The 24,562-nt window shown below is 28.9% G+C and carries 23 protein-coding genes; 16 read left to right on the top strand and 7 right to left on the bottom strand.

Annotated elements, in window-relative coordinates; translation table 11 throughout:
- The first annotated feature begins 5 nt into the window (after window positions 1-5).
- The 7 genes from ACFQZW_RS07070 to ACFQZW_RS07040 all read left to right on the top strand — a co-directional run bounded on the left by ACFQZW_RS07070 (window position 6) and on the right by ACFQZW_RS07040 (window position 8,549).
- Window positions 6-953 (top strand): GSCFA domain-containing protein, encoded by a 948-nt coding sequence (locus tag ACFQZW_RS07070; protein ID WP_386782014.1) that lies wholly within the window; start codon window positions 6-8, stop codon window positions 951-953.
- A 76-nt stretch (window positions 954-1,029) separates the two neighbouring features.
- Window positions 1,030-1,179 (top strand): hypothetical protein, encoded by a 150-nt coding sequence (locus ACFQZW_RS07065; RefSeq protein WP_386782012.1) that lies wholly within the window; start codon window positions 1,030-1,032, stop codon window positions 1,177-1,179.
- A gap of 3 nt (window positions 1,180-1,182) precedes the next feature.
- On the top strand, window positions 1,183-1,518 hold the full coding sequence (locus ACFQZW_RS07060) for a YbjN domain-containing protein (protein ID WP_386782010.1): 336 nt from the start codon (window positions 1,183-1,185) through the stop codon (window positions 1,516-1,518).
- 199 nt (window positions 1,519-1,717) lie between these two features.
- Window positions 1,718-3,634 (top strand): outer membrane protein assembly factor BamB family protein, encoded by a 1,917-nt coding sequence (locus ACFQZW_RS07055; protein WP_386782008.1) that lies wholly within the window; start codon window positions 1,718-1,720, stop codon window positions 3,632-3,634.
- Window positions 3,635-3,907: 273 nt separating this feature from the next.
- A complete protein-coding gene (locus ACFQZW_RS07050) occupies window positions 3,908-5,713 on the top strand; it encodes a tetratricopeptide repeat-containing sensor histidine kinase (protein WP_298265481.1) in 1,806 nt (601 codons plus the stop codon).
- Window positions 5,714-5,899: 186 nt separating this feature from the next.
- Entirely contained in the window at window positions 5,900-7,846 is a 1,947-nt protein-coding gene (locus ACFQZW_RS07045; protein ID WP_386782005.1) for a tetratricopeptide repeat-containing sensor histidine kinase, read from the top strand.
- 52 nt (window positions 7,847-7,898) lie between these two features.
- The gene (locus ACFQZW_RS07040) at window positions 7,899-8,549 is read left to right on the top strand and encodes a response regulator (RefSeq protein ID WP_298265477.1); all 651 of its coding nucleotides are present in this window, start codon (window positions 7,899-7,901) and stop codon (window positions 8,547-8,549) included.
- Between the two features lie 52 nt (window positions 8,550-8,601).
- On the opposite strand, the gene ACFQZW_RS07035 is transcribed toward ACFQZW_RS07040, so the two are convergent.
- Together ACFQZW_RS07035 and ACFQZW_RS07030 are read right to left on the bottom strand one after the other, a co-directional pair.
- Window positions 8,602-8,913: a rhodanese-like domain-containing protein gene (locus ACFQZW_RS07035; protein ID WP_298265475.1), complete on the bottom strand. Its 312-nt coding sequence runs from the start codon at window positions 8,911-8,913 to the stop codon at window positions 8,602-8,604.
- Between the two features lie 65 nt (window positions 8,914-8,978).
- Window positions 8,979-10,730 carry an aromatic amino acid hydroxylase gene (locus tag ACFQZW_RS07030; RefSeq protein ID WP_298265473.1) on the bottom strand — a complete coding sequence of 584 codons (1,752 nt, stop codon included), beginning with the start codon at window positions 10,728-10,730 and terminating at the stop codon, window positions 8,979-8,981.
- A gap of 105 nt (window positions 10,731-10,835) precedes the next feature.
- Between ACFQZW_RS07030 and ACFQZW_RS07025 the strand changes: the two genes are divergently transcribed.
- Window positions 10,836-11,606 carry a M48 family metalloprotease gene (locus ACFQZW_RS07025; protein WP_386782001.1) on the top strand — a complete coding sequence of 257 codons (771 nt, stop codon included), beginning with the start codon at window positions 10,836-10,838 and terminating at the stop codon, window positions 11,604-11,606.
- 2 nt (window positions 11,607-11,608) lie between these two features.
- Here the strand turns inward: ACFQZW_RS07025 and ACFQZW_RS07020 are convergent, their stop codons facing one another.
- Entirely contained in the window at window positions 11,609-12,475 is an 867-nt protein-coding gene (locus ACFQZW_RS07020) for a winged helix-turn-helix domain-containing protein (RefSeq protein ID WP_386781999.1), read from the bottom strand.
- Between the two features lie 138 nt (window positions 12,476-12,613).
- On the opposite strand from ACFQZW_RS07020, the gene ACFQZW_RS07015 reads away from it, so the two are divergent.
- Window positions 12,614-13,507, top strand: a complete 894-nt coding sequence (locus ACFQZW_RS07015; RefSeq protein ID WP_386781997.1) for a hypothetical protein — start codon at window positions 12,614-12,616, stop codon at window positions 13,505-13,507.
- A gap of 61 nt (window positions 13,508-13,568) precedes the next feature.
- Here ACFQZW_RS07015 and ACFQZW_RS07010 read toward each other — a convergent pair whose 3' ends face one another.
- Window positions 13,569-13,994, bottom strand: a complete 426-nt coding sequence (locus ACFQZW_RS07010) for an ankyrin repeat domain-containing protein (protein WP_298265465.1) — start codon at window positions 13,992-13,994, stop codon at window positions 13,569-13,571.
- A gap of 253 nt (window positions 13,995-14,247) precedes the next feature.
- Between ACFQZW_RS07010 and gpmI the strand changes: the two genes are divergently transcribed.
- Window positions 14,248-15,765 carry a 2,3-bisphosphoglycerate-independent phosphoglycerate mutase gene (gpmI, locus tag ACFQZW_RS07005; protein ID WP_386781995.1) on the top strand — a complete coding sequence of 506 codons (1,518 nt, stop codon included), beginning with the start codon at window positions 14,248-14,250 and terminating at the stop codon, window positions 15,763-15,765.
- 33 nt (window positions 15,766-15,798) lie between these two features.
- On the top strand, window positions 15,799-16,326 hold the full coding sequence (locus tag ACFQZW_RS07000; protein ID WP_386781993.1) for a thioredoxin family protein: 528 nt from the start codon (window positions 15,799-15,801) through the stop codon (window positions 16,324-16,326).
- A gap of 50 nt (window positions 16,327-16,376) precedes the next feature.
- Here ACFQZW_RS07000 and ACFQZW_RS06995 read toward each other — a convergent pair whose 3' ends face one another.
- From ACFQZW_RS06995 to hypA, 3 genes are read right to left on the bottom strand one after another with little or no spacing between them, the layout of a single operon-like run.
- Window positions 16,377-16,643 carry a HypC/HybG/HupF family hydrogenase formation chaperone gene (locus ACFQZW_RS06995; RefSeq protein ID WP_386781991.1) on the bottom strand — a complete coding sequence of 89 codons (267 nt, stop codon included), beginning with the start codon at window positions 16,641-16,643 and terminating at the stop codon, window positions 16,377-16,379.
- Window positions 16,644-16,647: 4 nt separating this feature from the next.
- Window positions 16,648-17,454: a hydrogenase nickel incorporation protein HypB gene (hypB, locus tag ACFQZW_RS06990; RefSeq protein WP_298284794.1), complete on the bottom strand. Its 807-nt coding sequence runs from the start codon at window positions 17,452-17,454 to the stop codon at window positions 16,648-16,650.
- A gap of 12 nt (window positions 17,455-17,466) precedes the next feature.
- Window positions 17,467-17,808 carry a hydrogenase maturation nickel metallochaperone HypA gene (hypA, locus tag ACFQZW_RS06985; protein ID WP_298284797.1) on the bottom strand — a complete coding sequence of 114 codons (342 nt, stop codon included), beginning with the start codon at window positions 17,806-17,808 and terminating at the stop codon, window positions 17,467-17,469.
- A 248-nt stretch (window positions 17,809-18,056) separates the two neighbouring features.
- On the opposite strand from hypA, the gene ACFQZW_RS06980 reads away from it, so the two are divergent.
- From ACFQZW_RS06980 to hypF, 5 genes are all read left to right on the top strand, one after another.
- Complete coding sequence (locus tag ACFQZW_RS06980) at window positions 18,057-19,181, top strand: hydrogenase small subunit (protein WP_386781987.1); 1,125 nt, start codon at window positions 18,057-18,059, stop codon at window positions 19,179-19,181.
- A 12-nt stretch (window positions 19,182-19,193) separates the two neighbouring features.
- Window positions 19,194-20,924, top strand: coding sequence for a nickel-dependent hydrogenase large subunit (locus ACFQZW_RS06975; protein ID WP_298265451.1), 1,731 nt, complete (start codon window positions 19,194-19,196; stop codon window positions 20,922-20,924).
- Window positions 20,925-20,935: 11 nt separating this feature from the next.
- Window positions 20,936-21,661 (top strand): Ni/Fe-hydrogenase, b-type cytochrome subunit, encoded by a 726-nt coding sequence (gene cybH / locus ACFQZW_RS06970; protein WP_298265449.1) that lies wholly within the window; start codon window positions 20,936-20,938, stop codon window positions 21,659-21,661.
- A 79-nt stretch (window positions 21,662-21,740) separates the two neighbouring features.
- Window positions 21,741-22,274, top strand: coding sequence for a hydrogenase maturation protease (locus ACFQZW_RS06965; RefSeq protein ID WP_298265447.1), 534 nt, complete (start codon window positions 21,741-21,743; stop codon window positions 22,272-22,274).
- 30 nt (window positions 22,275-22,304) lie between these two features.
- The gene (gene hypF, locus ACFQZW_RS06960) at window positions 22,305-24,560 is read left to right on the top strand and encodes a carbamoyltransferase HypF (RefSeq protein WP_386781984.1); all 2,256 of its coding nucleotides are present in this window, start codon (window positions 22,305-22,307) and stop codon (window positions 24,558-24,560) included.
- Window positions 24,561-24,562: the final 2 nt, after the last annotated feature.

Raw genomic sequence — 24,562 nt, 5'->3', positions numbered from 1 at the left:
ATGCAATGAAATTTAGAACCAAAATAGTACTAAATCAAGCTCATAATCAAATAGATTATAACTCAAAATTGGTATTAATTGGTTCTTGTTTTTCAGAAAATATTAGTGAAAAACTAACTTATTTTAAGTTTAACACTTATAAAAATCCTTTCGGAATTTTATTTAACCCAATTGCTATTGAAAATTTAATTACAAAAGCTATCAATCAAACAAAATTTACCGAAAAAGATATTTTTTATTTGAATGAAAGATGGCATTGTTTTGAAGCTCATTCCAATTTAAGTAATGTTGATAAAAATACTTTATTAGCCAACTTAAACACCTCTGTAGAACAAACTCATAAAAACTTAAATGAGGCCTCGCATTTAATTATTACTTTAGGAACCTCTTGGGTGTATCGGTTTATTGAAACAGATTTAATTGTTGGGAATTGCCATAAAATTCCTCAAAAGAAATTTTTAAAAGAAATCCTTTCTGTTAAAAGTATCATCGCAAGCCTTGAAAACATTATTACACTTGTTAAAAATATAAACCCAAAAATTAATATCATCTTTACCATAAGTCCAGTTCGTCATTTAAAAGATGGTTTTGTTGAAAATTCTAAAAGTAAAGCGCATTTATTAGCTGCCATTCATCAATTAATTGAGCCACGAAAAAACATAAACTACTTTCCTTCATATGAAATAATGATGGATGACCTACGCGATTATAGGTTTTATAAAGAAGATATGATTCACCCAAATAAATTGGCAATACAATATATTTGGGAGCAATTTACTACCACTTGGATTCACCAAGAAGCTTTTCCAATTATGAAAGAAGTTGAGACAATTCAAAAAGGATTAGCTCACAAACCTTTTAACCCTAACTCTAAGCAACATCAGCAATTTTTAAAAACACTTACTGAAAAGAAAAAAACACTTCAAAATAGGTTTTCACATTTTACTTTTTAACAAAATACTACATTTGACGTATTGTTTTCGCATTTATTTATTTTGATTTTTGAATCGTCAATTCAAAATCTGCACTATGAAAACATTAAACATTACATCAAAAAAATTAAAACTAGTTTTTATTGGATTATTTCTTTCAACTATTTCTTTTTCTCAAAACTATGTAGATAGCTCAACACTTACCGTTGAAAAACTTGCCGAAATTTTTAAAAACGCATATATTTAAGTATTGGAAGTCAAAAGTTCTTATGTTACAGTTAAAGACAAATACAAAACTTTTATTGACCTAGATAGTCAAAAAAGATATATTACATTAAGTGGAAATTATGCTTTAAAACCCAATTTAAACAAAGTTGAAATTTTGGATTTTATCAACAAAATTAACACTGAAGTTGCCTTGGTAAAAGCGTATTATAAAGAAGCTAATAATTCCATAAATTATATAGCCTATTTATGGATTGAAAAAGGGTTTACTGAGGCTACTTTAATAAAAACTTTACAATCATATAATTTAGCGTTAGACTTAGTTTTACAAAAAGACCCAAACCTCAAGTTTTTAAAATAAAAACCTAGACAAAAAATTAATGTAGTATCTAGAAACTACATCAAACTTCAATTAAATTAAAACCAATAGTTTCTTTCAATATTAAGTATAATATAGCTTCAATTTAGGTAAAATACGTCATATGCCGTATTGATTTAAGTCGCTATTTATTTGACTTTTGATACCATACCGAACAAAAAAATTAACAAAATTATAATTTATGAAATCAGGATATTTTAATTTAAAAAACAATTTGATAATTACCTTGCTCTTTAGTGTTACATCAATTGTTACCGCTCAAAAATTAGAAAACCCAAATACAATTTATGATTTAGGTGCAAATATTAATGAAATGACACTAACAATTGGAGGGGTTTTAGTTGTAGCAACTAACGAGGGTTTAGTTGGAATAAAGCCAACACAAAAAGAGCCTGTTTTTTCATTTAACACTTTTGGAAAATTAAAACCAGAAGAAACCGAATATATTCCAAACTCCCCATACATTGTAGTTTCACAAGGAGCTGATTCTAAATTTGCTGGACTCACAAAAACAAAACGAGCAGTTATTGATTATGTACAAGGAGATGTTATTTTTAATTCTGAAAATGACAATTGGAATCAAATTTATACTTGTAATGTTATTTTACCTCAAAACAAATTAATAATTAGTGGTATTCAAAAAAAAGGAGATAAGTTTGAAAAAATGACTCCTAAAGTCGCTGTGTATGATTTAAGTTCAAGAAAATTAGATTTTAGTTTCTTTTTAGACAAACCTGGTAGAGTTGGTATTGCAAAAGACTTTAGTGTAACAGGAACCCCACTTTTACTAAAAGATTTTATTATTGTCCCAACTGCTCAAGGATTATTAGCAAAATCGCATACTGGAGAAGACCTTTGGGAAAATAAAATAAAAAAAATAAACTGGATGGTAGCTGATGCTACAGAAACAGAAATCTATGGCTTTGAAACTACCACAAATAGTAAAAATACCAGAATTCATAAAATAGGGAAAAATGGTGAAGAACTTTGGAAAGATGATAGAAAAGTAAAAGGCATTGTTTCTAATTTTGAGATTACACCTAATGGATTGGCAGTTGTTAGTGACAAAAATGATGGAGGAAGTTCAAGCATACTCGCTACAAAAAACGAATCTGAAATAGCATTTTTAAGTGCTTCTTCAGGTGAAGATATCTGGGAAAAAGCACCAAAAACAAAAGGGTACGTACAACATTTTTATGTTCAAGAGGATGGAATTTTATTTGGCATACAACAAGGTGGAATTAATAAAATTTCTTTTGATGGAAAAGCTTTATTTAAAAAACCATTAAAAACTGGTGAAAACATTTTAATAATGGCACAAACACCTCAGGGTTTAATTTATATTACAAGTGAAGATGCAAATATTGTAAATTTAAAAACGGGTGATCAAGTTTGGAAAAAACCTTTAAAATATAAAAATTCAGCCTCAGTAGCTTCAACATTTGACAACTCTAAAAACAGGTATTTAATTGCAGCTAACCAAACTATTTTTGCTATAGATGCAGACTCTGGCGATGTTTCGGAATTAGCCAAAACAAATTTTGACGAAAAAGAAATGGCTAATACTTTAGAAATAAAAAATAACAATATATTTTTAAGTTCATCACAAAATATGATGTTACTTGGGAACAATGGTGATGAAATATATCACAAGTATTTTAAATCTCCAGGGAAAAGCGGTTTTATGAAAGCTCTTTCGGGGGTTGTTGCTGTAGCTTCAACAGCACTTGCCGTAACTACAGCTGCAAGAGCCGGTGCTAACAGATCTGCCTTCGGAAATTCAAACGATTTAAGTAGTTACAACGATTATGGTAAAGAAGCAAAAAGAGCTTCTGATATGTTTGCAGCTATTGGAGCAGCGTCATTTGCTTTAATGTCTCAACGTTTTAAAGCAACAGCTGCAACTGAAAATTCTCAATTTATTTTAACTAAATTAGAAGAAGGTGTTGGTTTAGTTAAAGTTGATAAAGAAACTGGGGAAATTGCTAAAGAAATTATATTAAAAGATAAAAAACCCGAGTATAAAGTGGATGAATATGGAGGTTTTTTATATTACAAAGCAAGTAACAACACCATTAATGCCTACAATTTAAAATAATTATTTTTAAAACCGTTTCAACAACCTACAATTGCTGAGGCGGTTTTTCAATTCTACTTTTTTACTTTAATCTTATAAGTTTATACCTTTTTTTCAATTATCTTTTCCTAAAACAATCAGTTGGTTTACTTTCTAATCCTCCTAATTTAAAGTATTTTAAATATTTATTTTAAACTCAAAATAACAAAAAAAGCTATTACTGCACTTATTTTTTAATTCATTAAATTATTATTATTTTTCTACAATTAAATTGCATTGTAATAACATTAAAATATGAAATTAAAATTGCTCTATGTTTTTTTAATGATTGGCATTTGTGCTATTTCTCAAAACGGTCAATACATTGATAGCCTTGAAATATCCATAAAAAATGTTTCTAAAGAAAAGAAATTACAAGCAATTGTTCATATTCCTTATGATCAATTTGTTGGCAATATTTCTAAATCTGAAAAAATTATTAATTATGGCAAAGAATTGGCTATTGAATTAACAGATAGTCTTTCATTAGCTGAAATTTATTTCAAATTAAGTCAAATAAGTGCCTACAAAGATCAAAGTGAACAAAAGATAGAATACGTTTTAAAAGCAATTAAAATTTATGAAAATTTAGGTGAAACATTAAAAGCTGGTGTTGCATATGGTCAACTAGGGTATTCCATAAAAAGAAATGATATGGATAAAGCTTTTTACTATATGAGAATGAGTATTAAATTAATTGAATCTACAAAAGATCAAACTTTAATAGACCCTATTTATGATAATTATGGCACACTACATTTATTAAATAAAAATGCTGATAGCGCATTGTATTTCCATCAAAAATCATTGGTTTTAAAAAAACAATTCAAAGATAATGTTGGTTTGGGTTATGGCTATGCTAACCTTGCTGATACCTTTACTCAACTCAAAAAATTTGATATTGCAAAAAAATATATTGACAGCTCTTTAACTATTAGAAAAAAACTGAATGACAACTATGGTATAGCCGTTAGTTATACACATATTGGAGACATTAATTTTGCTGAAAAGAAATACGAAAAAGCCATCCAAAATTATAAAACAAGTGGTGATTTAGCTAAAAAGTATAACTACCAACACTTAGAAAAATACTGTGCAGAAATAATTACGCAATGCTATTTAGAATTAAATGATTATAAAAATGCTTTTAACTATAACAAAATTTTTCAAGCCTTAAAAGATAGTGCTACAAATATACAAACCAATACAAGAGTTGCAGAATTACAAATAGAATTTGAAACCGAAAAAAAAGAAAAAGAAATAGCTCAACAAAAAGAACAACTATTAAAAAGTGAATTAGAAATAAAAAACAAAAATTTATATGCATTACTGTTAAGCTCTGGTGTTTTAATATTTTCGTTGGTTTCTTTAGGTTTATACAAACGTCAACAACATAAAAAAAGAGAATATTTAAATCAACTTCAACTTAAAGAAGCGCAAACATATAGCAAATTACAAGATCAAAGACTACAAATTTCTCGTGATTTACATGATAATATTGGGTCTCAGCTTACTTTTATAATTTCATCTATAGATAACCTAAAATTTTTAACCGATACCACCAATATTAAACTTAAAAGTAAATTACTAGAAATTAGCCAATTTGCAAATACTACTATAGGACAATTGAGAGATACTATATGGGCTATGAATAAAAATGAGATTACTTTTGAAGATTTTTACAGCAGAACTTTGGCGCTTATTGAAAAAGCAAAATTGGTTTCAGAAAATATTCATTTTAATATTGAAAACAAGATTACAAGCAAAATCATTTTTTCATCAATTAAAGGAATGAATATTTTTAGAGTTTTTCAAGAAGCTATTAACAACACTATAAAATATGCCGAAGCAACTGAAATTAATATACACATTTCAGAAAATAAAAACTCCATTACTTTTTTGATAAATGATAATGGTAAAGGCTTTGACAAAAACACCACTGAACTTGGTAATGGTTTGGAAAATATGGAACGAAGAATTCTTGAAATTGAGGGTGAAATTTTAATAAATTCTGAAATCAACAAAGGAACCTCAATTAAAATTGTATGTCCTAAAAATTAGTCAAACTCACATTAATTTAAGCATTTTTCAAATTATGATTTTAATACATTTTTAAATTATTTACGAAATATAATACCAATTATTACATATAATACTACATAATTTTTATAAAACAAGTGTTTTTATTAAATATTAAACATACATAAAAACAAGCATCCTTTTTTGTATATTGCTTAAAAACTTCATATGAAACTAAAACTAGCTACCTTATTTTCAATAGTATTTTTATCAACTTCTGCTCAAAATAATGTAATTGATAGCTTAAAATTACTTTTAAAAACTCCAATTTCAGATTCAACAAAAGTAAAAGTATTAGGAGATTTATCTTGGTATTATAGTGGTATTTCAACAGATTCTGCTTTTTATTTTGGCAACGCAGCACTTGATTTATCAAAAAAAACAAAAAATTTAAATGGCGAAGCTCAGGCTTATAATGATTTTGGTATTATTCATTATAAACTTTCAAATTTTGATACATCCATTTCATTTTATAAAAAAGCGTTATTAATTCGAATTAAAAACAAAGACTCTTCTGGTGTTGGAAGCTTGTATAATAAAATGGGAATTTCATATCAAAGAATTTTTAAAATGGATTCTGCAATTTATTTTAATACAAAAGCACTTGAAATTTTTGAAAAATTAAAAAACATACAATACGTTGCTCTTATAAAAAACAATATTGCCAACATTTATTTTAACTTAAAACAATATGAAAAAGCATTAACAGAACATCTTGAAGTTGCAGAAATAAGAACAAGAATTAATGATGAATATGGTTTAGTTTACTCCTACACAAATATTGGAAATTCATATTTGTATTTAAAAGATACTCTACAAAGTTTAACGTACTATAAAAAAGGAATTGAAGTTAGTGAAAAAAACAATTATGAACAAGAACTTTCTGCACTTTATAACAATTATGGAGGTGTTTTAAAAGATCAAAAAAAATATGGTGAAGCACTTAAAATGTTTGATAAATCATTAAAATTACGCAAAAAATTAAATGATAGCTATGGCATTTCAAGTGTAGCTTTAAATATGGGCGATTTATATTTACAAACTGGCAAAATTAATAATGCTGAACTTAAATTTAGAGAAGCTTTATATTTGGCTAATAAAACAAATGCCAATGAATTAAAAATGAATTCATACAAATCGCTACTATATTTATTTGCGCATAAAAATAATAGCGATAGCGTAATTCATTATCAAAAATTGTATTCTGTTATGCAAGACTCTATGTTTAATTCAAGAGTAACAAAAGAAATTGCAGAAATTCAAGAAAAATATGATACTGCACAACGTGAAAAAGAAATTTCGCAACAAAAAGAACAAATACTCAAAAGTGAATTAGAAATTAAAAACAAAAATTTATATGCTTTATTGTTAGGATCCGGATTGTTGGTTTTTTCAATTATTTCATTCGGATTATACAAAAGACAACAGCATAAAAAAAGAGAATATTTAAATCAACTTCAACTAAAAGAAGCACAAACATATAGTAAATTACAAGACCAGCGTTTACGCATTTCTCGTGATTTACACGATAATATTGGGTCTCAGCTCACTTTTATAATTTCATCTATCGATAACCTAAAATTTTTAACCGATGCTACTAATGAAAAACTTAAAAACAAATTAGCCGAAATTAACCAATTTGCATCGGCAACTATTGGACAATTAAGAGATACCATTTGGGCAATGAACAAAAACGAAATTTCTTACCAAGATTTGCAATCTCGCCTATTAGCATTTATTGAAAAAGTAAAAACAGTTGCAACAACTATTCAGTTTCATTTTACATCAAATATACAAAGTAGCAATATTGTATTCTCTTCAATTAAAGGAATCAATATTTTTAGAGTCTTTCAAGAAACCTTAAACAACGCAATTAAATATTCAGAAGCAACTGAAATAAACATATGTATCTCTGAAAATAGTGAACATATTGAATTTGAAATAGCTGACAATGGTAAAGGTTTTGATATAAACACAACCGAACTAGGAAATGGATTGGAAAATATGCAACATAGAATTAAAGAAATTGGCGGAGAAATCATTATAAGTTCTACACCAGCTAAAGGAACCTTAATTAAAATTTCATGTTTTAAAAATAAGACAAATGCCTTATAGCTTTTAGAATTTCAATTTTTTAAATTTAATAATTCAAAAAAACTCATTAAAAATGAAATTAAAAATAGCCATTGCAGAAGATAATAGCTTTTTAGCAAAAGCTATTATAGAAAAATTATCTTTTTTTAAAGATTTAAATTTTAAATTTAAAGGAAATAATGGTGCTGAATTGATTGGAAAGTTAGAAGTAAATCATAATATTGATGTTATTTTAATGGATATTCAAATGCCAGAAATGGATGGTATTACCGCTACTGAAATTATAAAAACAAAATACCCGCATATAAAAATTATTATGCTTACTGTTTTTGATGATGATGAAAATATTTTTAAGGCTATAAAAGCAGGGGCTAATGGATATTTATTAAAAGAAATTGATCCTGAAAATTTACATAAATGTATTTTGGAAGTTGTAAATGGCGGAGCACCTATGACCCCTAATATAGCTTTAAAAACCCTTAATTTATTAAGAAACCCTAAACGTATTCATTCTATTAAAATAAATGAAGAAATTAAACTTACCAATAGAGAAGTTGAAATTTTAGAACATTTAAGTAAAGGATTGAATTATAATGAAATTGCTGATAATTTGATTATATCTCCTTCAACTGTTAGAAAACATATTGAAAATATTTACAAAAAATTACAAGTACATAATAAAATGGAAGCTGTTTTAATGGCTCAAAAACACAAGTTGATCTAAACCAAAAAAGAGTGGAAAACTCCACTCTTTATAATAACTTATTTATACTTTATTAATTTACAAATTTAGCTACATTTTGCCAAGGACCTCCATTTATTATATCCACCCCTTGTTGTTTTAAAAATGATGTTGCTTGTCCGCTTCTAGCTCCACTTCTACATACAGCAATCACTTTTTTATTTAAGGCTTTAATTTCTTCAACTTTAGCAGGAATAGAATTTAAAACCATATTTTTAGAACCTGTAACATGTCCACTTTTAAATTCATCAATTGTTCTTACATCTATAACTACTGCTCCATCTTTTAAATATTCTTCAATGGAAGCTCCGCTTGTTCCACCTCCAAATAATCCGAAAAAACTCATTCTTTTATATTTTTAATTTTGCGCAAATATAAGTCATTAAATATGATTAACAGTAACCATAGTTACTATTTATTTTTTAAAATAAGATCTAATCCACTATTAATGAGGTTATTGAAATAGCCATTACCTTTTAATTTTTTTAAATACGCTTCTAATTTTTCTTCTAAACTACTGGATGATTGATAAATCAACTCATACATTTCTAAAATCAAAAGCCAATCTTTAGGGTAATTTTCAGAAATTTCTTCAAATATTATAGCTAACCTAGGAATGTCTGTTTTATGATTATTTCTCATTGCTGCAACTTCTTTATAAAAGCTAAAAAGTTTTAATTCTTTTTTTGAATACGATATTTTATGTGTTTTTGTTGTTGAAACTTGTCCAATATTTTCAAAAGAATTCGGATCAGCAGGACCTGAGTAAGCCGAAACAATTTCTTTTCCAATGGCCATATCATAAATTCCCCATTCTGGTTTAAAAAGCACTTTTTCAAGGTAAGTTACAGTACAATTTTTAAATGAAATTAATAAAATTTTTCCTTTTAAATCTCTTTTACCAGTAATAACTTCTCCTTCAATTTTAATACCACCTTCAAATTCTAATGTAGTTGTTTTTCCTTCGTAAATGCCGTAAACTTCTAGATCTTTTGGATACATATTTTCTATCGCCAAATTGATTCCTTTTAATTTACCAACTGGGCTTCCAAAACCATCTGCATGATAACTTACCCCATGACCTATTAATTCTTTATCTCTACTTGCTAAAGCTGTTGGTCCAGTAGTTTGTATATATATTGCATTTCCATTATCATCATCAATAACATTGGTAAATCTACCTGAAATTTGTATTCCTGTGCTTAATTCTACGGTTCCTAAATTATTAGAATTTACTAATTTTTGAATACCTTTTAACCCTCCTTTTCTTAATGCCATATTATTTGCAAATTCTTCTAAAACAAAGCTTAAATGAGCAAAATCTGGTGTTACAAATAATTGAGGTTGTGTTTTAGTAATGTCAAAACTTTGTTTAGCAGCATCAATAGTGTAAGGTATTTTTTTAACGTCTTTAGTTAAACATAGTTTACTTTCACCAATTGATGATAATAATCCAGCTCCATAAATTTTTGGTTTATCTAAAGTTCCAATTAATCCATATTCTACCGTCCACCAATGTAAATTTCTTATTTGAGCCATTTCAGAGAGTTCCCCCATATTGTTTTGTAGGTCTTCTACTTTTTGTTGGGCTACATTTATTTCAATTTCTGAAGAATTAGGGTCTTCTTTTAAAATTGAAAGTAAGCGTATGGCTTCATACATTTCATAATCTTTTGCAGAAGAAATTGCTTTACAACCAATTTCTCCAAAACGTCTTAAATACTCAGCATATTCTGGATTTGCTATAATGGGCGCATGTCCAGCTGCTTCATGAATAATATCTGGCGCAGGGGTGTATTCTATATGATCAATGGTTCTAATATCTGAAGCAATCACCAACACATTATAGGCTTGAAATTCCATAAAAGCATTTGGAGGTATAAACCCATCTACAGAAACTGCTGCCCATCCAATATCTTTTAAAATACGATTCATTCCCTCCATTTTAGGAATTCTATCTATAGAAATTCCAGTTTTTTTTAATCCTTCCAAATAAGATTCATGAGCAACTTTACTTAAATAATCAACATTCATCTTCATTACATAACGCCAAACTGCCTGATTTTGTGAAGTATAAGAATCATAAGGTTGCTTTACGATAAACTTATGCAGGTGTTTTGGCAATCTTTTAGTAACCTCATTAAAATTTATTGAATCTTCCATATAAAATTTATAATTTAGGTTGTGAATTTACAATTTTTTAAAAATCTTAGTATCAATTTCACAATAATTTAACTTTGTATCTTTACAAGTATTTAAACAAAAAAAATGAGAAGAAAAAATTCTAAAGTAAAATTACTGATTGGTGCAGCAATCATTATTTTTTCAATTATTCAATACTTTTCAAATAGTGAAATCAATGAATATACTGGTAAAAAGCAACATATTTCAATTTCAGTGAATGATGAAATTGCTATTGGTTTACAAAGTACTCCTACAATGATTCAACAACATGGCGGTTTGCATCCAGATGAAAATTATCAAAAATTTATAGATAATGTTGGAAAAAAACTAGTCAACAATAGCATTGCCAAAAAAACCGATTATCACTACGATTTTCATTTACTGAAAGACCCAAATACTATCAATGCTTTTGCACTTCCTGGTGGACAAATATTTATTACCTACGCATTATTTTCCAAGCTTGAAAACGAAGACCAACTAGCTGGTGTTTTAGGCCATGAAATTGGTCATGTAATAGGCAGGCACTCTGCAGAACGAATGGCAAAACAAGGTTTAACTCAAGGTTTAATTAATGGTGTAGCTGTTGGAATTGATCCAAACACTGCACAAGGAGCTGCAGCAATAGCAAATATTATTAATATGAGTTATGGTAGAGAAGATGAATTAGAAAGTGATGTTTTAGGTGTTAAATTTATGATCAATGCTGGTTATAATCCAAATGAACTAATTGGTGTAATGAAAATTTTAAAAGAGGCTACCGGTCCAAACAAAACTCCTGAAAGGTTAAGTACGCACCCTGATCCAGAAAACAGAATTGAAAAAATTAAAGAAGCCATCAAAAAATATAGAAAATAAGGTTACCCATTAATTACAAATCTATAACCAATTCCTCTAACATTAATAATTTTTAAACTTGAGTCTAGTTCAAGTTTTTTTCTGAGTTTAGAGATGTATACATCGAGTGTTCTACCAATATAGCTCCCTTCATCACCCCAAACCTCATTTAAAATATATTCTCTTTCAAGCGTTTTATTTTCATTAGAATACAATAAAAATAATAAACTAGCTTCTTTATTTGATAGTTCAACAGATTGACCTTGAATACTTAACAACATTTTTTTTTGATTGAACCGATACTTACCAATTAGTATAACACTAGATTTTAAAGTTAAATGGGTTCTCCTTTTTTTATAATATGTAATTGTACTTAAAGTTATTGCCAAAAAAATAAAGATATATGTAAAGTTGTAAAGTGAAGTTGCGTTATTTTTTACAATTTCTTCATTGGTATTTTCAATAACAGTAAAATAAAAAATATAACAATCGTTTGGTAAAACTCTTTGCTTGCAGGGAATAATATTTCCATCTTTTCTGATACTTGTTTTAAAACTATAGATAACTTCTTGGGTTATACATTGTTCTACTTCAACAATAAATGTTTCTGATATATTATATTTTTCAATAACATTAAAAACTGTTGAAAATAGCAAATTGGGCTCAAATGAAAATTTTCGTTCAAATTGAACGGCATACCTCCCATTTATTTTTTTAATAGGCAAAACACGCGAAGTACTATCATTTAATTGTAATAAAAATTCATGTCCTATTGCTCGTAGTGAAACTTGTAGTTCTTGATTATTGGTAGTTTTTGCATCTACTTGAAAAGCAAAACATCCTATAACAAATAAAAATAATGAGAGCTTATATAATTTATGAAACATCATTTTACAAATCTATTTGAATAAACTCTTTATTAAAATTTTTTTGGATTAAATTACATAAGATTTACATTAATTTACACTTTTTAAATCTTTTTTGAACAACCTCAAAATATTTTTAAGCATAATTAAAAAACATAAATTATGAAAACTAAAATCATCAATGTATTAATGGTATTGTGCCTAATTTCTTTTACAGCTTGTTCTCAAAATAAACCGACAAAAGAAGTGGAGGTTCAAACCAAAGCAAAACAAATAAAAACTGAACCACACACATATGGAGGATGGTATTGCCCAGATAATCTAAATGGATTTCCGCCTGTTGACATCCAAAATTGGAAAAATGTACCTGTTGTAAATGGAAGAATGGCTACAAAGGAAGAAACCCAAAATGGAACTTCTTTAATATTTGTAGATACTAAAAAATATCCAAATGCAAAAGTTTTAGATATTAAATTACCTAAACTTGCTAATTATTATAATGAAATTACTAGAAGAAATGACCTTATAATTGTAATACAAGCAATACATATAAATAATGATTCTATAGTGGGTTTTAGGTATTTAAATGGTGGAAATGGAAGTGCTAGATTAAATGAAATTGAATTTCTATCAGACAATGAAATCAAAAACATTCCTAATTCAAAATTTGTTACATACTCGATAAACATAAACAGTTCACAAGATAACATTTGGAAAGTGCTTACAAAAAAAGAGTATACTGCTGAACTGCAACCTATTTTTGATAAAAACAATTTACTAAATAAAGATTGGAGAGAAGTTTCAAATGTAAATTTTCACTATAACAATGATAAAATTTTGACTTCACAATTTGCAAGAAAACTATTTGGGAATTTTTATATTCAAAATGATTACAAGAATGCACTATATAATGAAAAATTTCTTCTGTTAGAAAATTTAGTATCAAAAAACACAGAGTTAAAAATTGTTTGCGGTCCTTTTGAAGATGATTATGAAAATCAAAAAAATATCCTCATTGAATGGGCTTCAAAAGTGAAAGAATTGAGTGAACTATAATTAAAATAAGAAAGCTGGGGAAATTCCCAGCTTTTTATTCAACTACATCAACAAAGGGAAATTACCCTCTATTTCTTTTTTGTTTTTTTTGTAGCTTTTCTTCTTCTAAAGCACTTTTTATCACTTTATAACACTCTTTTGCATTGGATAATTCTGCATATTTGAGTGCAGTTATTTTTAATCTATCCGATTTCACTTTTAATTTTGCACCGTTTTCAATTAATAATTTTACAATTTCAACTTTATTATATCGAGCTGCAAACATCAAAGGTGTTAATCCTGTAGATTTCCTATTGATATCAACTCCTTCATCAATTAAGGCTTTTACCGCTACTACATCTCCCATACGAATTAAAGTACAAAATGCATTTACATTTGTAAATGGTTTTTCTATTATTTTTAAATTTGGATTCAAATTATTTTTAGCTTCAACTTTTTGAAAGGTTATTGCAAAAATTACGACTAAGGCTACTACTAGTTTTTTCATGTTTTTAAGTTTTTAAGTTATTATTGTATTTAAAAGACGACAAAACTTTAAAATTGTTATTTAACAAAATAGCTATTAACAAGTCTTTAACTAGGCTTTGATGTGAATAGCATTATTTTTGCTGTAGTTGAGTTACTACCATTTTAAAAAAACAAAAATCTCGCAATCGTTTTAGTGAATTAGAGCTAATTTTAACATCATAAAACTGAATACTTCGTATCTTTGAATCACCAAATATTCAAACCTAATTCTGATGAATAAGAAAGTAATTTTAATGATTTTAGATGGTTGGGGAATTACACAAGACCCAAAAGTTTCAGCAATTTTTAATGCAAAAACTTCCTATATAGATAGCTTATACAACAAATACCCAAATGCTAGTTTAAGAACTGATGGTGAACATGTTGGTTTACCAAAAGGTCAAATGGGAAATAGTGAAGTTGGGCATATGAATTTAGGCGCTGGTAGAATTGTATATCAAAACCTAGTTCGTATTAACATGGCTGTTGAAAATAAAACTTTAGGTGACGAAAAAATTTTAAAAGACGCTTTTTCTTATGCCAAAGAGAACAACAAAAGCATTCATTTATTAGGATTGGTTTCAGATGGAGGAATTCATTCTCACATCAACCATTTAAAAGGATTGTTAGATGTGGCTGCTGAAAATGCTATGGAACAAGTATTTTTACATGCATTTACTGATGGTAGAGATTGCGATCCAAAATCAGGTAAATATTTTATCAATAACATTCAAGAATACATGGCAAAAACAACTGGTGAATTGGCAACAATTACTGGTAGATATTATGCTATGGATAGAGATAAACGTTGGGAAAGAGTTAAAGTTGCCTACGATGCTTTGGTAAATGCAATCGGTGAAAAATCAACCAATGCTATTGAAAGCATTGAAAAAAGTTATAGGAATGAGGTTACCGATGAATTTATCAAACCTATTATATTAACCAATGAAAATGGTACTCCAAAAACTCAAATTAAAGCAGATGATGTTGTGATTTTCTTTAATTATAGAACTGACAGAGGTAGGGAGTTAACAGAGGTACTTTCACAACAAAATTTTCCAGATTTTGGAATGAAAACCTTACCATTACATTATGTTACAATGACAAACTATGATGAAACCTTTAAAAACATCAATGTAATATATAATACTGATAATTTAGAAGATACTTTAGGTGAAGTTTTAGAAAAAGCAACTAAAAAACAAATAAGAATTGCTGAAACTGAAAAATACCCACATGTCACGTTTTTCTTTTCTGGAGGAAGAGAGCAAGAATTCAAAGGAGAAAAACGCTTGCTTTGTCCTTCTCCAAAGGTTGCTACATACGATTTAAAACCTGAAATGAGCGCCTATGAAATTAGAGATGCTATTATTCCAGAATTAAACAAAAAAGAAGTAGATTTTGTATGTTTAAATTTTGCAAATGGAGATATGGTTGGACATACTGGTGTAATGGAAGCTGCCATAAAAGCTTGTGAAGCAGTTGACGAATGTGTAAAAGATGTAGTAACAACAGCAAGTCAAAATGATTATACTACTATCATAATTGCTGACCATGGAAATTGTGAAACTATGATAAATCCTGATGGAACTCCACATACAGCACACACAACAAACCCTGTTCCTTTAATTTTGGTTGACAAAGAGTTGAAACAAATAAACGATGGTATTTTAGGTGATGTTGCTCCAACTATTTTAAAATTAATGGGTATTGAACAACCTAAAAAAATGACGCAACATTCTTTAATTTAATTTTGTAGTTTTACTTACATTAAATTAAAAAATATGAAAAAAATAATTTTATGCTTTGTAGTATTAGCTACTATAAGTTGCAAAGTTCAAAAACAAGAAACCAAAGTTATTAAAGATAAATCTGGTAATCTAATTGGTGTTGTTGAAAAAAATCACTTTTTACAAGAGCCTTTTAAAGGCTGGTTTAATTTTAATTATGACGATTATACCTCTAATAAAAATGTTATTGAACAACTAAAACCTTTATTAAAAAAAGTAAAAATTAAAGCTTTTATGGGAACTTGGTGTGGAGATAGTAAAGAGCAAACACCTGTTTTTTATAAAATTTTAGATGAAGCTGGATTTGATTATAAAAATTTAGAATTAATAGCTGTTGATAGAAGTAAAAAAACTCCTGATAATTTACAAGAAGGACTTGACATTATTAGAGTTCCAACCTTTATTTTTTATAAAAAAGATAACGAAATTGGTCGTTTTGTAGAATATCCAAGAGAAAGTGTTGAAGAAGATATCTTAAAAATTGTTAGTGGTAAACCTTATAAACATTCTTACGAAAACTAATCAATAAATAACAAAAAAGGCTGGTTAAATTTAATCAGCCTTTTTTGTTATTATTCTTTTGAGCCTTCTCCTTCTTCCAATTCGTGTAATTCATCAAGCTGTTTCAAAAGCTCAAATGTTTTTTTAGCCTCTACTTCATCAATAGTAGAAATTGCTGCACCAACATGCACCAGTACATAATCTCCAACTTTTGCCTCTGAAACTAAGGTTAAACTTACTTCTTTTATAATTCCATCAAAAGAAACCTTTCCAACTCTAAAAACCTCATCTAATTCCGATGTAATTTCAACTAATTTTCCTGGTATAGATAAACACATAATTTTAAATATTAGATTTTAACCAATGATACCATGCATCCATTCCGTCTCCATTTGTAGCTGAAATTTCAAAAAATTGAAGTTTAGGGTTTACCTGAAGTGCATAATTTTTCAATTTGTCCAAATCAATATTTACATACGGAAGTAAATCTATTTTATTAATAATGCAAACGTCAGCTGTATGAAACATATCTGGGTATTTTATTGGCTTATCTTCCCCTTCAGTAGTACTGATAATCACAACACGTTTCCCTTCTCCTAAATCAAACATAGAAGGGCATACTAAATTTCCTACATTTTCAATCATTAAAACGGAATGATCTTTAGGTTCTAACTTTTTTACAGCATTATAGACCATATCACTTTCTAAATGACACCCCTTACCAGTATTAATTTGCACTACTGGAATATTTAAAGCATCAATTCTATTTGCATCATTCAAGGTTTGTTGATCTCCTTCAATAACATAAAAAGAAATTTCACTTTTTAAATCATTTAGTGTGCGTTCTAATATGGATGTTTTTCCTGAACCAGGAGAACTTACTAAGTTTAAAGCAAATATATTTTTTGCCTCAAAATAACCTCTATTTCTTGCCGCTAAAATTTGATTATTTTGTAAAATATCTTGTTCAATCTCTAATACTTTATGGGTATGAGCATGTTCATGATTGTGATTTTCATGAGGATGGTGGTGGTGATCATCGTGATGATGAGAATGAGAATGATGATGAGTATGTGAATCATTATGTTCACCAGGTTTTAAAATTGTAGGACCATGAGTATCAGATCCACATCCGCAAGTTCCACACATAATTATAGTTTTTTAGATTACTTCTAAAGATTTTACTTTTAATTCTTTCCCTTTTAAAATACCTTTAAAATTGCTTCCACACTTAGGGCAACAATCAAAAATATTTTCCATGTTAAATTTAGTTTCACAATCTGCACATATCCCAACTCCTTCAACTACAATAATTTCTTTTTCTGCTCCTTCTAAAACACTATTCTCAACTGCAGATTCCCAAACAAAATTTAAAGATTCTAATTCAATACCCGATAAAACACCTATTTCAAGTTCAATTTTTGTAACCTTTTGGGCTTTTACTTTAGCCGTTTCATCCTCAGCTATTTTAACAATACCCATTGCAATTGATAATTCGTGCATTTTAGCTATAAAAAGTATTTCTAGTAAAATTACAAATTATATAATAATAAACCTACTTCTATAAATTTTTATGATTTAAAATTTAAAAAAATAACAAAAATTTAAGGTTAATTAATCTTATTTTAATACGTTCTAAATTAGCTACTTACGTAAATACAATCAAATTATTATGTAACTTAGATAGGTTATTACATAGCATATCGACGTAATACAATTAAAAGTCTTTTAATATTTTAAAAACTTCTCCTATGTCAACTAATAATCAAAAGCGTAAAACTTATTATGAAAGCATTATAAAGCAAGGCTATACTCGTAGAGATTTTATGAAATTTTCTACTTATATGGCTGCTTTTATGGGCTTAGAATCTTCTATGATTGGCCAAATAGCCAAATCTCTAGAAAACACTCCTAGACTGCCTGTAATTTGGGAGCACTATCAGGAATGTACTTGTTGTAGTGAATCTTTTATAAGATCTAATCATCCCATAGTTTCAGATATTATTTTAGATAAAATTTCTTTAGATTATACACTTACCTTAATGGCCGCTTCTGGTCACCAAGCTGAAGCTGCTAAACAGGAAACTATGAAAAAATACAAAGGAGAGTATATTCTTTGTGTTGAAGGATCTGTACCTATGGGTGATGATGGTAATTATTGTTGCATTGCTGGAAAATCAGCCAAAGAATCATTTTTAGAAGCAGCGGAAGGTGCAAAAGCAATTATTGCTTGGGGAAGTTGTGCTTCAAATGGTTGTGTACAAGCTGCAAAACCAAATCCAACTGAGGCAACTCCAATTCATAAAATTGTTAAAAACAAACCTATCATTAGAGTTCCTGGTTGCCCTCCTATTGGTGAAGTAATGGCTGGCATTATTGTTCATGTAGTTGCTTTTGGACGTTTACCAAAATTAGACCGATTAGGAAGACCAAAAGCTTTTTATGGAAAACGAGTACATGACAGTTGTTATAGAAGACCTTATTACGACGCAGGTCTTTTTGCAGAATCATTTGATGACCAAAATGCTAAAAATGGATACTGTTTGTATAAAGTAGGCTGCAAAGGACCTATGACATATAACTCTTGTGGTACCATTAAATGGAATAATGGCGTTAGTTACCCAATTCAATCTGGACATGGTTGTATAGGTTGTAGCGAAGAAGACTTTTGGGACAATGGACCTTTCTATGAAAGAACCACAAAAGTGCCTGGTTTTTCTGAAGAAGGAATTGCCGATGATATTGGAAAAGTTGCAGCAGGCGTTTTAGCCGGAGGAATAGCTGTACACGCTGTTGCTGCAAATATTTCTAAACGAAAAGAGCTTATGAATAGAATTAAGCGAGGAAAAAGTAATGAAAAAAATATTGACTCTTAAAAACGATAAAAAATGGCAAATAGAATAGTAGTTGACCCAATTACTCGTATAGAGGGTCATTTAAGAATCGAAGCAGAAATTAAAGATGGAAAAATAGTTGATGCTTTTAGTTCCAGTACTATGGTTCGTGGTATTGAACAAATAGTTAAAGGACGAGACCCAAGAGATGTTTGGGCTTTTGTACAAAGAACTTGCGGTGTTTGTACCACAGTTCATGCATTAGCTTCTGTGAGAGCTGTTGAAGACGCTTTAGGAATTTCAGTTCCAGCCAATGCCGAAATGGTTCGTAATATTATGGAAGGAGCATTATATATGCACGATCATGCGGTTCATTTTTACCACCTTCATGCATTAGATTGGGTTGATGTGGTAAATTGTTTAAAAGCAGATCCTAAAAAAACATCTGAAATTGCACAAAGTATTTCTAAATGGCCAAAAAGTTCTCCAGGATACTTTTCAGACATACAAAAAAGAATTCAAAAGTTTGTTGAAAGTGGTCAACTTGGAATTTTTGCAAATGGGTATTGGGGTCATAAACAAATGAAATTACCTGCAGAAGTTAACCTATTGGCTGTAGCTCATTATTTGGAGGCATTGGATTGGCAAAAAGAAATTGTTAAAGTTCACACTATTTTTGGTGGTAAAAACCCACATCCAAACTATCTGGTTGGAGGTATGGCTTGTGCTATAAATTCTGATGGTGCAGGAGGCTTAAATGCAGAGCGTTTAGCTTATGTTGGTAAATTACTTCAAGATGGTAAAGAGTTTATTGAACAGGTTTATATTCCAGATTTACTAGCTATAGCTTCCTTTTACAAAGATTGGGGCGCTATTGGAAAAGGCTTTGGAAATTATATGTCGTATGGAGATTTTCCTACCAATGGCTATGCCGATTTATCTAGCTTTAAATTTCCACAAGGAGTTATTTTAAATAGAGATTTATCTAAAGTTCATGATGTAGATCATAGAAATGGTGATATTGAAGAATTTGTAAACAATTCTTGGTACAACTATTCTGATGGAGATGATAAAGGAAAACATCCTTGGGATGGAGAAACCAATATCAAATACTCGGGTCCTAAACCACCATACACTCATTTAAATGTAGAAGAAAAATACAGCTTTATAAAAACACCACGTTGGAAAGGATTGCCTATGGAAGTAGGTCCATTAGCTCGTTTATTAGTAGGTTATGGTAGAGGAAATAAAGAAATTCAAGATGCTGTAAATGGAGCACTTTCACATTTAAACGTTCCTGTAGATGCACTATTTTCTACACTAGGAAGAACCGCTGCTAGAGGTATTGAAACACAATTAGTAGCTAATTGGACCATGGAATTCTATAACACCTTAATGAATAACATTAAAAATGGCGATGAACGTATGGCTAATATGGATAGTTGGGAACCATCAAGCTGGCCTTCTGAAACTAAAGGTGTTGGGTTTATGGAAGCTCCAAGAGGTGCTTTGGCTCACTGGATTAAAATTAAAGATGGTAAAACTGAAAATTATCAACAAGTTGTTCCGAGCACATGGAATGCATCTCCACGTGATCCAAAAGGACAACGTTCTGCCTACGAATCTACTTTAATTGGTACGCCTATAGCTGACCCAGAATTACCTTTAGAAATTATTAGAACCATCCATTCTTTTGATCCTTGTATTGCATGTGCGGTACATTTATATGATGAACATGGAAATCATATTTCTAAAGTTCAAAATATTTCTAGTTGTGATAGTTAAATACTAAAATTATGAAAACTAAAAATTTTAAACGAGTTATGGTTTGGGAATTACCCGTACGCTTTTTTCACTGGATAAATGTTCTTGCAATTATAATTCTAACATTAACAGGTTTTTTAATAGCCAATCCACCTGCATTGGTATCAAGTGCTGAAGCTACAAATTTACATTCATTTGGAATCGTAAGGTTTATTCATTTTACTGCGGCATATATTTTCTTTTTTAATATGATTTTAAGAATCTATTGGTCATTTGTAGGAAATCAGTTTGCTAGTTGGAAAGCTTTTTGGCCATTTAGTAAAAAAATGTGGAATAACTTTTGGCATGTGGTAAAAATTGATGTGTTACTATTAAATGAAGAAAAAAGAGATGTAAAAAACATCAGTATTGGTCACAATAGCGTTGCAACAATCTCTTATATTACCATGTTTTTTATTGCCATTATACAAGTTTGCACTGGATTTGCTTTATATGCTGATATGTCTAGTTGGTGGTTACCTAAACTTTTTAGCTGGGTAGTTCCATTATTTGGAGGCGATTTTATGGTAAGAACCATACATCATATCGCTATGTGGGCTTTTATTTTATTTAGTTTAGTTCATATCTATTTAGTATTTTACCATGATTGGTTAGAGGGCCGTGGTGAAGTTTCTTCCATGTTTGGAGGTTATAAATTTGTTCGTGATGATCGCATCAAAAATTCAGTAGAAGTAAGTGAAGAAGATTTAGAAGATTAGCAATTTCCCAAAGTAAAAGTAAATTCATTTTGCTCCTGTATTTTTAAGTGAAATGAATTTACTTTTTTAACCATGAATTATGAAAAAAACAGCAACAACCCCAATAGCAATTTGTAGCGATTCCTACTTCTTTGAAAAAGATAAAACCAATTCTATTTTAGTGATGGGAGTTGGAAATTACTTAATGGGTGATGAAGGAATTGGCGTACACATTATTCAAGAAATGAGTAAGATTAAATTACCAAACTATGTTGATATTTTGGATGGTGGAACAGGGGGTTTTTTACTGCTAAATTGTTTTGAAGCATATAATACCATTATATTTATAGATGCTACTATGGATGGAAAACCTGCAGGAACAATTTCATTAATACGTCCTAAATTTGCTTCCGATTTTCCTTCGGCATTAAGCGTACATGATGTTGGTTTAAAGGATATGATTGAAGCGGTTTATTTAATGGAAAAAATTCCTGACATTCATTTATTCACCATTTCAATTGAGGAATTAAATCCAATGACCGTAAAATTGAATGAAAAAGTTAGTGCTGCAATTCCAAAAGTTATTGAAAATATTTTAGCTCATTCCAAAGAACTTCACTCAAAAAAATTGTAAATTTATAGGATCTTTTAAGCACTAAACTGAATGCTAAAAACCTATCAAATTACTATTTCTGGACAAGTACAAGGGGTAGGTTTTCGTCCTTTTGTTTATAATTTGGCCAATGAATTTTTATTAAACGGAACCGTTTCTAACAACGAAGAGGGTGTTATTATTTATGTTTCTGGAGCAACTGAAAATATTCAAAGTTTCTATAAAAAACTAACCCATTTCCCGCCTCCTGTTTCTAAAATTCAACATAGCTCAATTACCAAAATTGATTTTATAGATTATAAAAATTTCAAAATACTACCCTCTAATAAAAAAGGACAATTAAATTTATCGCTTACTCCTGATTTTGCAATTTGTAACGATTGTAGAAAAGAACTAAAAAATAAAAAAAACAGAAGATATTATTATCCATTTACAACCTGTGTAAATTGTGGTCCAAGATGGGCAATAACCGAAACATTTCCTTTTGAAAGAAATCATACAAGTATAGACGAGTTTGCTATGTGTGATGATTGTTTACAAGAATATAAGAATCCGCTTAACAGACGTTTTCATTCACAAACAAACACTTGTCCAACTTGTGGAGTTAGCTTAAAATTAGTAGATTCTAAAGAAAATGAGATTGAAATTGTTAACGAAACTATATTTAATAAAATTGCTAAACTTCTTTTAGAAGGAAATATTGTAGCCATAAAAAACACTAGTGGGTATTTATTATGCTGCAATGCTGAAAATGAAACTGTTGTTCAAAAATTAAGACTTCAAAAAAATAGACCTAACAAGCCATTTGCAGTATTATTCCCTTCATTAAAATTTTTAAAAAAAGAGTTGACTTTATCTTCAAAAGAGCTAAAATTACTAACCTCAACTGAAAGTCCAATTACCATTGTTCCTTTACAAAACTATCATGGAAAAATAACGATAAACTCCGTAGCTCCTAAATTAAATCAATTAGGAGTTATGTTGCCCTATTCTGGTATTTTACAACTACTAGCAAGTAAATTAAATTTTCCAATTGTAGCTACCAGCGGAAATATTCATGGATCTCCAATTATAAGTGAAAATAAAGAAGCTATAGAAAAACTTAAATCTGTTGCAGATTATTTTTTACAACACAACTTAAAAATAACACACCCTCAAGATGACTCCGTGATTAAAATAAGTAAAAAATTTGAACAAGAAATTCTCTTTAGGCGCTCTCGTGGTTTTGCTCCCAATTATTTCAATCCTTCTATAAATTCTAACAAAAAAATACTTGCGTTGGGTGCCGATTTAAAAAGTAGCATTGCTTATTATCCCAATGAATATTTATACTTAAGTGAGTATCTTGGCAATTTAGAAAATTATGATGTATATAATAGATTTACTTCCACTACAAATGCATTTTTAGCTATTTTTGAACAACAACCTAACATAGTTTTAATTGATAAACACCCTAATTATTATAGCAACCTATTTGGGAAAGAATTAGCTCAAAAAATTTCTTCAACATTAATTGAAATTCAACATCATAAAGCACATTTTTCAGCAATTTTAGGAGAACATAATTTATTTAATAAAAAAGTATTAGGTGTAATTTTTGATGGTACAGGTTATGGAGATGATGCACAAATTTGGGGAGGTGAATTTTTTAAATATGAAAGTAATCAAATTGAAAGATTAAATCATTTCAATTATTTTAACTGGCTGTTAGGCAACAAAATGTCAAAAGAACCACGCTTGTCATTACTATCATTAGCTTCTGAAGAAATGAATACAGTTTTAAAACAAAAATTTACCCAAAATGAATTAAAAACCTATCAACACCTAAAACAAAATAATCAGCTAAAAACTTCATCTGTTGGTAGATTATTTGATGCCGTTGCTTCTTTGTTAAACATAACCGACTACAATACTTATGAAGGAGAAGCCGCCATTTTAATGGAAAATTTAATTACAAATTACGATCTAAAAACTTGTAAAAATTATTTAAACAACCTTGAAAATGAAATTTCATCAACTCAAATTATTAAATACATTTATCAAGATATACAAAACGGAGTTTCAAAAGAAAACTGTATTGCTAATTTTTTATTTACGTTAGCTTCTACTATCTTAAAAATAGCAACTACCAATCATTATAAACATATTGCTTTTAGCGGAGGTGTTTTTCAAAATACCATTTTGGTTGATATGTTAATTGAGTTAGTTCCAAAAGAAATAAAGTTGTATTTTCATAAACAATTAGCTCCAAATGATGAAAATATTTCTTTTGGGCAAATGATGTATTATTTAAACATCAAAAATTAGTT

The sequence above is a fragment of the Lutibacter aestuarii genome (assembly GCF_042676885.1).
Classification (GTDB): Bacteria; Bacteroidota; Bacteroidia; order Flavobacteriales; family Flavobacteriaceae; genus Lutibacter; species Lutibacter aestuarii.
The sequence above is the reverse complement of the archived record's forward strand: the minus strand, read 5'-3'. Positions and strand labels throughout refer to the sequence as shown.

What these genes read in the sequence shown, in the direction of transcription:
- ACFQZW_RS07070 (WP_386782014.1), top strand. Translation starts at nt 6, where the DNA reads ATGAAATTTAGAACCAAAATAGTACTAAATCAAGCTCATAATCAAATA.
- ACFQZW_RS07065 (WP_386782012.1), top strand. Translation starts at nt 1,030, where the DNA reads ATGAAAACATTAAACATTACATCAAAAAAATTAAAACTAGTTTTTATT.
- ACFQZW_RS07055 (WP_386782008.1), top strand. Translation starts at nt 1,718, where the DNA reads ATGAAATCAGGATATTTTAATTTAAAAAACAATTTGATAATTACCTTG.
- ACFQZW_RS07050 (WP_298265481.1), top strand. Translation starts at nt 3,908, where the DNA reads ATGAAATTAAAATTGCTCTATGTTTTTTTAATGATTGGCATTTGTGCT.
- ACFQZW_RS07045 (WP_386782005.1), top strand. Translation starts at nt 5,900, where the DNA reads ATGAAACTAAAACTAGCTACCTTATTTTCAATAGTATTTTTATCAACT.
- ACFQZW_RS07040 (WP_298265477.1), top strand. Translation starts at nt 7,899, where the DNA reads ATGAAATTAAAAATAGCCATTGCAGAAGATAATAGCTTTTTAGCAAAA.
- ACFQZW_RS07035 (WP_298265475.1), bottom strand. Translation starts at nt 8,913, where the DNA reads ATGAGTTTTTTCGGATTATTTGGAGGTGGAACAAGCGGAGCTTCCATT.
- ACFQZW_RS07030 (WP_298265473.1), bottom strand. Translation starts at nt 10,730, where the DNA reads ATGGAAGATTCAATAAATTTTAATGAGGTTACTAAAAGATTGCCAAAA.
- ACFQZW_RS07025 (WP_386782001.1), top strand. Translation starts at nt 10,836, where the DNA reads ATGAGAAGAAAAAATTCTAAAGTAAAATTACTGATTGGTGCAGCAATC.
- ACFQZW_RS07020 (WP_386781999.1), bottom strand. Translation starts at nt 12,475, where the DNA reads ATGATGTTTCATAAATTATATAAGCTCTCATTATTTTTATTTGTTATA.
- ACFQZW_RS07015 (WP_386781997.1), top strand. Translation starts at nt 12,614, where the DNA reads ATGAAAACTAAAATCATCAATGTATTAATGGTATTGTGCCTAATTTCT.
- ACFQZW_RS07010 (WP_298265465.1), bottom strand. Translation starts at nt 13,994, where the DNA reads ATGAAAAAACTAGTAGTAGCCTTAGTCGTAATTTTTGCAATAACCTTT.
- gpmI (WP_386781995.1), top strand. Translation starts at nt 14,248, where the DNA reads ATGAATAAGAAAGTAATTTTAATGATTTTAGATGGTTGGGGAATTACA.
- ACFQZW_RS07000 (WP_386781993.1), top strand. Translation starts at nt 15,799, where the DNA reads ATGAAAAAAATAATTTTATGCTTTGTAGTATTAGCTACTATAAGTTGC.
- ACFQZW_RS06995 (WP_386781991.1), bottom strand. Translation starts at nt 16,643, where the DNA reads ATGTGTTTATCTATACCAGGAAAATTAGTTGAAATTACATCGGAATTA.
- hypB (WP_298284794.1), bottom strand. Translation starts at nt 17,454, where the DNA reads ATGTGTGGAACTTGCGGATGTGGATCTGATACTCATGGTCCTACAATT.
- hypA (WP_298284797.1), bottom strand. Translation starts at nt 17,808, where the DNA reads ATGCACGAATTATCAATTGCAATGGGTATTGTTAAAATAGCTGAGGAT.
- ACFQZW_RS06980 (WP_386781987.1), top strand. Translation starts at nt 18,057, where the DNA reads ATGTCAACTAATAATCAAAAGCGTAAAACTTATTATGAAAGCATTATA.
- ACFQZW_RS06975 (WP_298265451.1), top strand. Translation starts at nt 19,194, where the DNA reads ATGGCAAATAGAATAGTAGTTGACCCAATTACTCGTATAGAGGGTCAT.
- cybH (WP_298265449.1), top strand. Translation starts at nt 20,936, where the DNA reads ATGAAAACTAAAAATTTTAAACGAGTTATGGTTTGGGAATTACCCGTA.
- ACFQZW_RS06965 (WP_298265447.1), top strand. Translation starts at nt 21,741, where the DNA reads ATGAAAAAAACAGCAACAACCCCAATAGCAATTTGTAGCGATTCCTAC.
- hypF (WP_386781984.1), top strand. Translation starts at nt 22,305, where the DNA reads ATGCTAAAAACCTATCAAATTACTATTTCTGGACAAGTACAAGGGGTA.